The sequence below is a fragment of the Pseudomonas sp. NPDC089996 genome (genome assembly GCF_044748405.1).
Classification (GTDB): domain Bacteria; phylum Pseudomonadota; class Gammaproteobacteria; order Pseudomonadales; family Pseudomonadaceae; genus Aquipseudomonas.
In genome coordinates this window covers 85527-97576 of sequence record NZ_JBIVGA010000007.1, presented here as the reverse complement: position 1 = coordinate 97576, position 12050 = coordinate 85527, and the positions used below count along the sequence as shown (strand labels likewise).

At 62.1% G+C, this 12050-nt stretch carries 7 protein-coding genes; 3 read left to right on the top strand and 4 right to left on the bottom strand.

The window, feature by feature from the left end; translation table 11 throughout:
• Positions 1–38: 38 nt before the first annotated feature.
• A complete protein-coding gene (gene rmf / locus ACIPW4_RS14130; RefSeq protein WP_079227119.1) occupies positions 39–254 on the bottom strand; it encodes a ribosome modulation factor in 216 nt (71 codons plus the stop codon).
• Positions 255–817: 563 nt separating this feature from the next.
• On the opposite strand from rmf, the gene rlmKL reads away from it, so the two are divergent.
• Together rlmKL and ACIPW4_RS14120 are read left to right on the top strand one after the other, a co-directional pair.
• Positions 818–3010 carry a bifunctional 23S rRNA (guanine(2069)-N(7))-methyltransferase RlmK/23S rRNA (guanine(2445)-N(2))-methyltransferase RlmL gene (gene rlmKL, locus ACIPW4_RS14125; protein ID WP_400658767.1) on the top strand — a complete coding sequence of 731 codons (2193 nt, stop codon included), beginning with the start codon at positions 818–820 and terminating at the stop codon, positions 3008–3010.
• Between the two features lie 94 nt (positions 3011–3104).
• Positions 3105–5498 (top strand): diguanylate cyclase, encoded by a 2394-nt coding sequence (locus tag ACIPW4_RS14120; RefSeq protein ID WP_400658765.1) that lies wholly within the window; start codon positions 3105–3107, stop codon positions 5496–5498.
• A 95-nt stretch (positions 5499–5593) separates the two neighbouring features.
• On the opposite strand, the gene dacB is transcribed toward ACIPW4_RS14120, so the two are convergent.
• Complete coding sequence (dacB, locus tag ACIPW4_RS14115; RefSeq protein WP_400658763.1) at positions 5594–7057, bottom strand: D-alanyl-D-alanine carboxypeptidase/D-alanyl-D-alanine-endopeptidase; 1464 nt, start codon at positions 7055–7057, stop codon at positions 5594–5596.
• Between the two features lie 187 nt (positions 7058–7244).
• Here dacB and ACIPW4_RS14110 point away from each other — a divergent pair, with 187 nt between their 5' ends.
• Positions 7245–7589: a YggL family protein gene (locus ACIPW4_RS14110; RefSeq protein ID WP_400658761.1), complete on the top strand. Its 345-nt coding sequence runs from the start codon at positions 7245–7247 to the stop codon at positions 7587–7589.
• A 38-nt stretch (positions 7590–7627) separates the two neighbouring features.
• On the opposite strand, the gene ACIPW4_RS14105 is transcribed toward ACIPW4_RS14110, so the two are convergent.
• The gene (locus tag ACIPW4_RS14105; protein WP_400658759.1) at positions 7628–11227 is read right to left on the bottom strand and encodes a transporter substrate-binding domain-containing protein; all 3600 of its coding nucleotides are present in this window, start codon (positions 11225–11227) and stop codon (positions 7628–7630) included.
• An 8-nt stretch (positions 11228–11235) separates the two neighbouring features.
• A complete protein-coding gene (locus tag ACIPW4_RS14100; RefSeq protein WP_400658758.1) occupies positions 11236–11856 on the bottom strand; it encodes a response regulator in 621 nt (206 codons plus the stop codon).
• Between the last annotated feature and the right edge of the window lie 194 nt (positions 11857–12050).

The window sequence follows — 12050 nt, the reverse complement described above, 5'->3', positions numbered from 1 at the left end:
ATGGGGCGCGCATGGTAACTCGAATTCAGTGTCCTCGTTCAGCCAACGGCGTGATTTTCGTTGAGTCTATGGATGCCAGCGGTGCCAGTCATTCCGTCCCAGTTATCACCGCGCCCTTCGCGCCAGCCGTTGATCCAGGCTTGGCGAACTGAAGGAAGAGTAAAGGGGCAAAGTTCGCGGGATTTGCCGGTGACCCCGTATTGGTAGCCACGTGAATATGCTCTTTCCAACGGATCACGCTTAAGTCTTCTCATAGGGTGTTGCCCTCACTTGTTGACTGTAATGTCCCGTCGGCCTCTCCGAGGCCGGGCAGAGTCTTTCTGCCGGTTTGCGCTCGCTGCCGGCGTGGCGAGCTGAAAGTGCCGCCTCGTTGCGAAGCGGCCTGAGACCAGTTCTATCGAATGCAGGTCACCGTGTGAATGATCGATTTGTCATAAGCACGTAACCTTTCCAAGGGTGAGAGGATAAGTAAATAAATGCGACTCAACCTTGTTTGACGTTGAGCCTGCTCTGATCGGGGTTTGCCGAACCTTGACGTCATTTCGCCAGCGTTGCGGCGGCGTGACAGAAATATTCAGTAATGCGACGAAGGGTCACATCTGTCCTTCAGTCGACGGAATCTATTGGTACTGCCTGATGATCTAAGCTGTTTTTGCCCCCTGGCGAGCGGCAGATGGATCAGGCGGCCCGGCTCACCCGCCTGCGATGATGCAGCGGGGAAGGCCACTCGGACGCTTGCTGGAAGGGCGTTCGGGCAAACATCGGCAAGGCGATGCGTCGCCTCGTCACTTACATAGCCCAAGGCGCTGGAATACTCATGTCGGACCGTTTCGAACTCTATCTCACCTGCCCCAAAGGCCTGGAAGGCCTGCTTGCCGAAGAGGCCCGAGGCCTCGGCCTGGACGAAGTGCGTGAGCACACCTCGGCCATTCGTGGCGCCGCCGACATGGAAACCGCCTACCGCCTGTGCCTCTGGTCGCGCCTGGCAAACCGCGTGTTGCTGGTACTCAAGCGCTTCTCGATGAAGAACGCAGACGAGCTCTACGATGGCGTGCACGCCGTCGACTGGGCCGACCATCTGGCCGCCGACGGCACCCTGGCCGTGGAATTCAGCGGCCATGGTTCAGGTATCGACAACACCCACTTCGGTGCGCTCAAGGTCAAGGACGCAATCGTCGACAAGCTGCGCAACCGTGAGGGCCTGCGCCCGTCGGTGGAAAAGGTCGACCCGGATGTGCGCGTGCACCTGCGCCTGGACCGTGGCGAAGCGATCCTCTCCCTTGACCTGTCCGGCCACAGCCTGCACCAGCGCGGATACCGCTTGCAGCAAGGTGCCGCGCCGCTGAAGGAAAACCTGGCGGCTGCGGTGCTGATCCGCGCCGGCTGGCCGCGCATTGCCGCCGAAGGTGGTGCCTTGGCCGACCCGATGTGCGGTGTAGGTACCTTCCTGGTGGAAGCGGCCATGATCGCCGCCGACATTGCCCCCAACCTCAAGCGTGAGCGTTGGGGCTTCAGTGCTTGGCTGGGCCACGTACCCGCCACCTGGCGCAAGGTCCACGAAGAGGGTCAGGCCCGCGCGCAGGCTGGCCTGGCCAAGCCGCCACTGTGGATCCGCGGTTATGAAGCCGACCCGCGGCTGATCCAGCCGGGGCGCAACAACGTCGAGCGCGCAGGCCTGGGCGACTGGGTGAAGATCTACCAGGGCGAAGTCAGCACCTTCGAGCCGCGCCCGGACCAGAACCAGAAAGGCCTGGTCATCAGCAACCCGCCCTACGGCGAGCGCCTGGGTGACGAGGCCAGCCTGTTGTACCTCTACCAGAACGTTGGCGAGCGCCTGCGCCAGGCCTGCATGGGCTGGGAGGCGGCGGTGTTCACAGGCGCGCCGGAGCTGGGCAAGCGCATGGGCATCCGCAGCCACAAGCAATATGCCTTCTGGAACGGCGCCTTGCCGTGCAAGCTGCTGCTGTTCAAGGTCCAGCCTGACCAGTTCGTCACCGGCGAGCGTCGCGAAGCCCAGGCCGATCATGGCGAGGCCCGCAGCCCTGCAGCAGTGGCAAGCGAGCCGGCACGCTTGTCGGAAGGCGCGCAGATGTTCGCCAACCGCTTGCAGAAAAACCTCAAGCAGCTCGGCAAATGGGCCCGCCGTGAGCAGGTCGACTGCTACCGCTTGTACGATGCGGACATGCCTGAGTATGCCTTGGCCGTCGACCTCTATCAGGACTGGGTGCACGTGCAGGAATACGCAGCCCCCCGTTCGATCGACCCGGACAAGGCCCAGGCGCGCTTGCTGGATGCCCTGGCGGCGATACCCCAGGCACTGAATATCGACCCGCAGCGTGTGGTGCTCAAGCGCCGCGAGCGCCAGAGCGGCACACGCCAGTACGAGCGTCAGGCTACCGAAGGGCGTTTCCAGGAGGTCAGCGAAGGCGGCGTGAAGTTGCTGGTCAACCTCACCGATTACCTCGACACCGGGCTGTTCCTCGACCATCGGCCGATGCGCATGCGCATCCAGCGCGAGGCCAACGGCAAGCGTTTCCTCAACCTGTTTTGCTACACCGCCACTGCCACCGTGCATGCGGCCAAGGGCGGTGCGCGCAGCACTACCAGTGTCGACCTGTCGAAAACCTACCTGGACTGGGCGCGGCGCAACCTGTCGCTGAACGGCTTCTCCGAGCGTAACCGCCTGGAGCAGGGCGATGTCATGGCTTGGCTGGAAGCCAACCGCGACGACTACGACCTGATCTTCATCGACCCGCCGACCTTCTCCAACTCCAAACGCATGGAAGGGGTGTTCGATGTTCAGCGCGACCATGTGCAACTGCTCGACCTGGCCATGGCTCGCCTGGCACCCGGTGGCGTGCTGTATTTCTCCAACAACTTCCGTAAGTTCCAACTCGATGAGCATGTGAGCACGCGCTATGCGGTGGAAGAAATCAGCGCCCAGACCCTGGACCCGGATTTCGCCCGCAACAACCGCATCCACCGCGCTTGGCGCCTGCAATTGCGTTAATTCGACGAGGCGCATTGCGCGCCTAATGGCCAATAGCTATAACTCTGCACAGGGCCAGAGAATTCGCAGGACGCTGACGTGATGAGATCGGTCTATGTCGAAGTGGGGCGTGCGTGCGAAGGTGCTGGGCTTGTGCAGCGAGGCGATGGCTGCCTGGGCGGTGGCGCTGGTGACGTTGGTGGCCGGCGTTCTGCTGTCGGCCGCCCTGGCGCTGGCCGCGCAGGCATTCTACAAGCAGCAGTTGCGCCAGCGCTTCGAGCTGCTGGCCAGCGAGCGCTATAGCCGCATCGCCGAACGTTTCGACGACCAGGAGCAACGCCTGGATGGCTTGCGGCGCTTCTTTACCTACTCCAACGAAATTACTCCCAACGAATTCGATGGCTATGCCCGGCCATTGCTGCAGCGAACCCAGGCCTATTCCTGGGCGCCGCGGGTCGAGGTCGGCCAGCGGCGCGAGTTCGAGCGCCAGGCCAGTGCCTGGCTGGCTCAGGTCTACCTGATCCGCGAGCTGGATGCTGCAGGCAACTGGCACCCTTCGCCAAGGCGCGACCATTACTATCCGGTGCTTTACACACAAGCCGACACATTGCAGGGGCAACCCTACGGGCTTGACCTTCGCAGCCAGCCGGCCCGCGAGCAGGCCTTGGTGCGGGCGCTTCGGCCAGGCAGCATGGCTGTTTCCGAGCCGCTGGACGTGATAAACGTCGCTCCCGACCATAGCCGTGGGCTGCTGATGGTTGCGCCGGTGTTTTCCGACGCACGACCGGGTGGCCCGCCAGCGGGCTATGTCATGGCCTTGCTGAACATCCGCCAGATCCTCACTGAAGGCCTGCCCGTGGCTGCGGATGACAACCTGGTGGTGCGTATCATCGACCCGAGCGGGCGCGATGGCCATGAAGTGCTGTTCGATTCGCAGAACCCGATGGCTGCGCTGGCGTTGGTCAATACGCAGTTACTGCACCTTGCTGACCACCATTTCCAGCTCGATATCCGCCCGAGCCAGGCATTCCTGCGGGCCAACCAATCCTCCGCCGCCTTGGCTGTGGGCCTGCTCGGCGGGTTGCTCAGCCTGTTGCTGAGCGCGTTGCTCTACAGCCTGTTCAGCCAGCGCCAACGCGCCTTGAGCCTGGTCGATCAGCGCACGGCGCAGCTGCAGATCAGCGAGCAGTCGCTGCGTGATACCCACAACCAGCTGCGCAGCGTACTGAATGCCGCTACCCAGGTGGCCATCATTGCGACCAGCCTCAAGGGCGAAGTCAGCACCTTCAACGCCGGTGCCGAGCGCATGCTGGGTTATTCGGCAGCTGAAGCTATCGGGCACCTGCAACTGGAAGACCTGGTGATGCCCGAAGAGCTCGGCCAGCGCGCCCATGCCTTGAGCCTGCGCTACGGGCGGCACATCGCCGGTGGCCAGGCGATGTTCGCCGAGACCATTCAGGACAGTAGTGGCGAACCGGGCGAGTGGACCTTGCTACGCAAGGATGGCAGCCATTTGCTGGCCAACATGCTGGTGACTGCCGTGCTTGATGAGCAGGGGCTCTGGGTCGGTTACCTGGCGATCTGCATCGATGTCACCGAGCGGCGCCGGGTGCACGAGGCCTTGGCTCTGCGTGATCGCTTGCTGGAAAAGCTCAGTGCAGAAGTACCTGGCGGGATCTATCAATACCAGCTGGATGCCGATGGTCACTCACGCTTCCCCTATGCCAGCCAAGGGTTGTTCGACATCTACGAAGTCGACCTGCAATTGCTGCGCGAGGACGCCACGGCGGTATTCGAACGCATTCATCCTGATGACCTGGAGCGCGTGCGCCGGTCAGTGCGCTACTCCGCCGAACACCTTTCGCCGTGGCGCGAAGAGTACCGGGTGTGCCTGCCGCGTGCCGGGTTGCGCTGGGTACGTGGCGAAGCGACGCCGGAGCCCGGCGAGGACGGTTGCACGCTGTGGCATGGCTACCTTACCGACATCTCCGACCTCAAAGGGGTCGAGGAAGAGTTGCGTGCACTGTCGGTCACCGATGCGCTTACCGGCATTCATAACCGACGCTATTTCCAGGAGCGAATCAAGATCGAACTGGAACGCGCCCAGCGCGATGAGCTGGACCTGGCGGTAATCATGCTCGACATTGACCATTTCAAGAGGATCAACGATCAGTACGGCCATGCCGTGGGTGACCATGTGTTGCGCAGCTTGTGCCAGCGTATCGCGCAGCGCTTGCGCCGTACCGATGTGTTCTGTCGGTTGGGCGGGGAGGAGTTCATGGTGCTGTGTCCGGGTAGCAACGCCGAGCAGGCGCGGATGCTGGCCATGGAGCTGTGGCAATGCGTGCGCAGCGTACCGGTCGAAGGGGTCGGCAAGGTGACCGCGAGCTTCGGTGTGGCTGGGTGGCGCCCGGGGGAAGGGGCGGATGCCTTGTTGCTGCGGGCCGATGCCGGGGTGTATGCGGCCAAGCAGGCAGGTCGCGATCGGGTAGAGGCAGAACTGACCTGATGCCTGCCCCACAGGTACTCCACAGTCCCAAGACCTGTGGAGTACCTGTGGGGCAGGCTTGCCCCGCGAAGAGGCCAGTGCAGGTTATCTCAGGATCATTGGGTAGCAGCGGTCGTGCTGTTGTTCAGCTTCGGCTGGCGATACAGGTCCAGCAGTACCTGGTCGAGCACTTGCGAGGCACCCCACGGCTTCGGATCGTTGAGGATCGCCGCCACCGCCCAGGTGTTGCCGTTGCTGTCGCGGCTGAAGCCGGCGATCGCCCGCACGGTGTTCAGGGTGCCGGTCTTGATGTGCCCTTCACCGGACATGGCGGTGCGCTTGAGGCGTTTGCGCATGGTGCCGTCCATGCCCACCAGCGGCATCGAGCTGATGAACTCGGCCGAATAGGGGCTGTTCCATGCGGCCTGCAGCAATGCCGCCATCTCGCGGGTGCTGACCCGCTCGGCGCGCGACAGGCCGGAGCCGTTCTCCATCACCAGGTGCGGCGCGGTAATGCCTTTCTTCGCCAGCCACTGGCGCACCACACGCTGCGCGGCACGGGCATCGTCGCCATCGGCGTCGGTGCGGAACTGTGCACCCAGGCTCAGGAACAGCTGCTGGGCCATGGTGTTGTTGCTGTACTTGTTGATGTCGCGGATCACTTCAACCAGGTCGGGCGAGAAAGCCCGGGCCAGCAGGCGTGCGCTCTTCGGCACATTCTCGAAGCGGTCACGGCCCTGGATGCTGCCGCCCAGCTCGTTCCAGATCGCCCGCACGGCGCCTGCAGCGTAGGTCGGGTGGTCAAGCAGCGACAGGTAGGTTTGCGAGTTGCAGCCATCGCCCAGCTGGCCGGTGACGGTCACGCTGATGCCGTCGGCCTGCGGCACCGGGTTGTAGCGCACGTCGCCGCTGCACTGCTTGGAAGCCACGGCCTTGACCTGGTTGACGATGTGGATGCTGGCGATCGGTGGTTCGACGGCCACTGTGACCTTGCCACCGTCGTTGCGGGCAACGAAGCGCAGGGCCTTGAGGTTGATCATCAGCGAGTCGGGCTTGACCAGGAATGGCTTGTTGACGTCGCCGCCGTCATCGTCGAACTGCGGCAGGTTGGGCTGCACGAAATGGCTGCGGTCCAGCACCAGGTCGCCGGTAACGGTGCGCACGCCGTTGGCGCGCAGGTCACGCATCAGCAGCCAGAGTTTTTCCATGTTCAGCTTGGGGTCGCCGCCGCCCTTGAGGTAGAGGTTGCCATTGAGCACGCCGTTGCTCAGGGTGCCATCGGTGTAGAACTCGGTTTTCCACTGGAACGTCGGGCCGAGCAGTTCAAGGGCGGCGTAGGTGGTGACCAGCTTCATGGTCGAAGCCGGGTTGACCGAGACATCGGCGTTGAACACGGTGGCAGTGCCTGGGCCGTTCAGCGGCAGCATGACCAGCGACAGTGCGCTGTCCTGCAGTTTATTGGCCTTGAGCGCCTGCTGGACTTTCGGCGGCAGGGTGGTATTGACGGCGGCAGCTTGGCTTGGCAATGCGAGCGGCAGCAGCAGGCTGGCGAGAACGAAGGGGCGGAGCTTTTTGATCATATGGATTAAATACCCTGCGGACGAGGGAAAAAGATAATGGGGCTGTAAGAGATGATCACCCCAGGATGAAATATAGAGCGCATTATGCCCCAAGCGCAGCGCTCATGCGCCACGTTCGACGGAAAAGCGCCTTTGTGACGCGGAAACTGGTAAAGTGCCGCGCGTTATTACTCAAGAGGATTGTTTCATGGCTACCAACCGTTCCCGTCGTCTGCGCAAGAAGCTGTGCGTTGATGAATTCCAGGAGCTGGGTTTCGAACTGAACCTGGGTTTCAAGGAAGACCTGTCCGACGAAGCCATCGATGCCTTCCTCGACGCTTTCCTGGCAGAAGCCATGGATGCCAACGGCCTGGACTATGTCGGCGGCGATGATTTCGGCCTGGTGTGCTCGGAAAAGCGTGGCTCGGTCACCGAAGAGCAGCGCGCCGCTGTCGAAGCCTGGCTCAAGGGCCGCAGCGAACTGACCAACATCGAAGTCAGCCCGCTGCTGGACGCCTGGTACCCAGAAAAGCCGATCAACCCGGCTTCCTGATGCGTACCTGAGCGGCGCCCCGCACGGGCGTCGCTCCGTCAGGCCCTGGTCAGTTCCCTGGCCAGCGCTTTCTCCACGCGGCGCATATGCCGTGCCAGTACCTGCCGCTGCAGTTTGATGCACGCTGCAGACGAACGCTGTTCCTCCAGGGCCGTGCAGGCCTCCATCATGCCCTTGGCCTCCAGCAGCCGCGCCGCGCTGAGGATCTTGTGCGCCTGCTCGCGTATTTCGGCAGCTTGAAGCCGGGGGTCGAGGCTCATGAGCAGCGCCAGGTCATCCTGCAGGCTGGCGTGCACCACCGTGAGAAACCGCGAACGGTTGGCGGCATTGTTGCCGACGATGGCAGCCAGGCCCGCAACGTTGAAGGGTGAGGCTGGCGCAGGCCGTCGACCGGGCGTGATCTTTGCCAGGCTCTGGCTGAGCGTACGCAGGGTGAGGGGTTTGAGCAGGCAATCGTCCATGCCGGCGCCAAGGCACTTTTGCCTGACTTCGGGTTGGGCGTTCGCGGTATAGCCGAGAATGACGCAACGCCGTCGCTGGCGCTGGCGTTCTTCACATCGAATGGCGGTGGCGACCTGGTAACCGTTCATGTGCGGCATGTTGCAATCGAGCAACAGCACGTCGTACGGCGCCTGGCGCCATTGCTCCAGGCCTTTGCGGCCGTCGCTGGCGCTGGCATGGCTCAGCCCCAGGTAGCCAAGCTGCTGCGTCATCAACATCAGGTTGGCAGGATGATCGTCTATAACCAGCACCTTCAGGTCGGGGGCGGGTACTTCGACCTCTTCGACCTCCAGTTCGCATGCCACCGGTGCATCCACGCACATCAGCGGCATCATCAGGCGAACCTGCGTACCAAAGTCCGGCAGGCTCTTGATGCTCAGGTTGCCACCCATCATCTCGGTCAGGCTACGGCAGATTGCCAGCCCCAACCCGGTACCTGCGCGGGCACCCTCGCTGTGTGGATTGGCCTGCACGAACGGATTGAACACCCGCTGCAGGTCATCGTCATGAATACCGATGCCGCTGTCACGCACCTCAAGCTCCAGCGTCGGTGGCACGTCAGGGCCTTCGTCGCGTAATCCGAGCGTGATGTGGATCTGCCCTTGCTCGGTAAACTTGATCGCATTGCTGACAAGGTTGGACAAAACCTGCTTGAAGCGCAGTGGGTCGAGCATCGCATGGCCGCGGGCGCCGGGGCTGATGCTCACTTCCAGGGCGAGGCCTTTCTGTCGGGCCTGGCCATCGAACACGCGGCCAACGGACTCGACCAGCACTGCGGGGGCGACGGGTTCTGGACTGAGGGACAGGTGCCCTGACTCGATGCGCACGATATCCAGGATATCGCCGATCAGGCCCAGCAGATCCCTGGCCGAATCGTGGGCGACCTTCAGAGAGGCAGGGTCCGCCTGCCCTTGCAAGGCGCGCCTGCGCGCCAGTTCGAGCATGCCGATGACCGCATTCATCGGGGTGCGGATCTCGTGGCTGATGGTGGCAAGGAAGGTACTCTTGGCGCGGTTGGCGTCGTCGGCCAGGCGCTTGGCGTCGCGCAGTTCCTGAACCAGCTTGCGACGCTCGCTGATGTCGATCCAGCCGCCAATGATGCCCTGCACTTCACCCAGCGAATCCCGATAAGGCAGGATCCAGTGGTAGATGGTCATTTCCCGCTCATGGGAGCGCAGAGGCCGATCGATGATCAGCGGCACGCCAGCGGCCATCACCTGCTGATAGTCGGCCTGAATCTGGCGCGTTTGCTCGGCACCCGTGAACGGGCATTCTTCCAGGCGTTTGCCCATCACGTCCTCCAGGCTGGATTGAACCGCCTCGAGGTAGCTGGCGTTGCAACTTTGCAGGCGGCCTTCCCGGTCACGCACGTACATCGGGTGCGGGGTGCCATTGAGCAACGCACCCATGAATTCCAGCTGATCGTTCAGCGCGCGTTCGGCGCGTTGGCGCTGTTTGATCTGCCCGCGCAGGCGGGCGTTCCAGGCCAGGGCCAGCAACAGCAACAGGCCAGTGCCCAGCAGCACTTGCAGGATCAGGCGTCGCAGCGCTTGCCAGCTGGCATCTTCGTGCACATCGTAGCCGCGCCAGCGGTTGTTGATGACGCCGAGCTCTTCCGGCGAAATGCTCAGCAGTGCCTTGTCGAGAATCGAGGCAAGGGGCATGTCCTGTTCGCGAGTGGCCATGGCAAAGACGGTCGGCTCGCTGGCCACCGTACTGCGAATGGTCAGGTCGCCGTTGCCTGCCAGGGCGTGGTTGGCGTCGATCAATGGGGTGATCACGGCGTCGACGGCGCCACTGTTGAGCAGTGCCACGGAATAATAGGAGCTCTCGGTCTGGATCCAGCCGATCTGGGGAAAGCGAGCTGCCAGAAGGTCGTCCAGGTTGCTGTAGCGGGAGATGGCAATGCGCCGCCCATTCAGCTGCTCCAGAGCATCGTACTGTTCATCCTTGGCTCGGGTGACCAGCACATGTGGGCTTTCAAGGTAGGGGCGGCTCAGGTGCAGGCGTTTGTCTGTGATGCTGTCGTTGGCAAGCGCGGCAAGCATGTTCACCTGTCCGCTTTCGAGCTGGGCGAGCATATCGGCGATGCCGTTGGCTCGCTGCACCTCGAAGCGCAGGCCGGTACGCAGACGTATGAGGTCGAGCAGATCGGCGGTTATTCCGCGAAAATGGCCGGTGCCGTCGAAGTAGGAAAGGGGAGCCGCCGTTTCGTCGATGGCGACTTTCATGACCGGGTGGCCGAGCAGCCACTGCTGCTCCTCGGGCGTCAGCTGCAGTTTGCGGTCACTCAGCAGCAGTTCGCCGCCCGCGCTCCAGCGCTTGTAAATGGCAGCACGTTCGACGCCGGACAGGCGTGCCAGCGTCTGATTGACCAGTGCGTTGAGCTGCACGTCCTGAGCACGCAGGGCAAAACTGAAACCGACGTTCTCATGCTGACCGAAACTGGCCATGCGTAGACGTGGCAGGTGGCCGCGATTGAGCTGGTAGTGTGTCGAAAGGGTGTCGCCGATGAACACGTCGGCTTGACCAAATGCCACGGCGTTGAGGGCTTGGGTGGATGAGCCGAACGCCAGCACTTCGGCCTGAGGGTAGGCGGAACGGATGCCCTCCTGGGGCAGGTAGTGGTAGAGCATGCCCAGGCGCATGCCACCCAGGCCACTGTTGAGGGCGCGCTGTTCGTCCTCCCGTGTGACCAGTACGGGCTGGTCGGCGGCATAAGGTTGTGACAGCGTCAGGCCCTTGATGGCCGCTTCGTAACCATTGGCGCTACCAAGCAGGTCGATGTCGCCCCGTTGCAGCGCCTCTACCGCTGCAATCCGGTGGGGGTAGCGCTTGACCTGAACCGGCAGGTTCAGCGCTTTGCCGATCAGGCTGGCATATTCGGCGGTGAGGCCTTGGTAGACCTGCCCGCCACCGGTGATGTCGAAAGGCGGATAGTCGGGCGCCGAGGTACCGAGAATCAGGGCATGCCGGTTGTTCAGCCACTTTTTTTGTCGTTCCGTCAACGTCAGCTTGGGTGGCACGGCCGATGAACGGGCCAGCAACGTATAGGGCATGACTTCGTGGGAAGCAGCTTGCGCCAGATCGCAGGTCAACGCCAGGACGAGCCCAAGGCAGGTAATCAATTGCAGCATCGAAAACCTCAGACCAGTGCGTTGCGCTTGGCCATTTCGATCAGGTCGACCAAGGTGTCGACCTGCAGTTTTTGCATGAGACGCTTCTTGTAAGTGCTGACGGTCTTGTTGCTGAGGAACATGCCTTTGGCAATCTCCTGATTACTCCGGCCTTGGGCGAAAAGTTGCAGAACCATCAGTTCGCGATCATTAACGAGTCGGAAGAGGCGCAGGTCGGCGTCCGCTGATTCGTGAGTGTTATGGATGGCCTGGCTGGGGAAGTAGTTGTACCCGGCCAGCACGGCCTTGATTGCGCTGAGCAGCTCGCTCAAGTCTTCCTGCTTGCATACATAACCCGCTGCGCCCGAATGCATGCAGCGGACGGCGAAAAGTGCCGGGGACTGCGCGGTGAGGACCAGCACTTTATGCGGCACGGCCATCGCCTGGAACCGCGATAGCACTTCCAGGCCGTCAAGCTTGGGGATGCTGATGTCCAGTATCACCAGTTCGGGCTGGGTCTCGCGAATCAGTTGCATGGCATCCACACCGTTGTCCGATTCGCCCACAACCTTGTAATTCTGGTTTTCGAGCAGCATGCGTACAGCAAGGCGAATGACTGGATGGTCATCGACGATAAATACGGTATTCATGTTCAAGTTCCCTGCAACGGATGGCGGAGGCAGGTGGCACCTTACCCCACTTGCAAGTTTTCGGGGGGTAGCGGAAGGGCGATTCGCTTTATATGGGAAACGGCCTACAACAGAAAGCAATATGAGCTACGAAGTGTAAGAAATTACTTCGTCGCTCAGTGCGTTTTAGTAACTTTTTATGGGTGTGTTTAGTT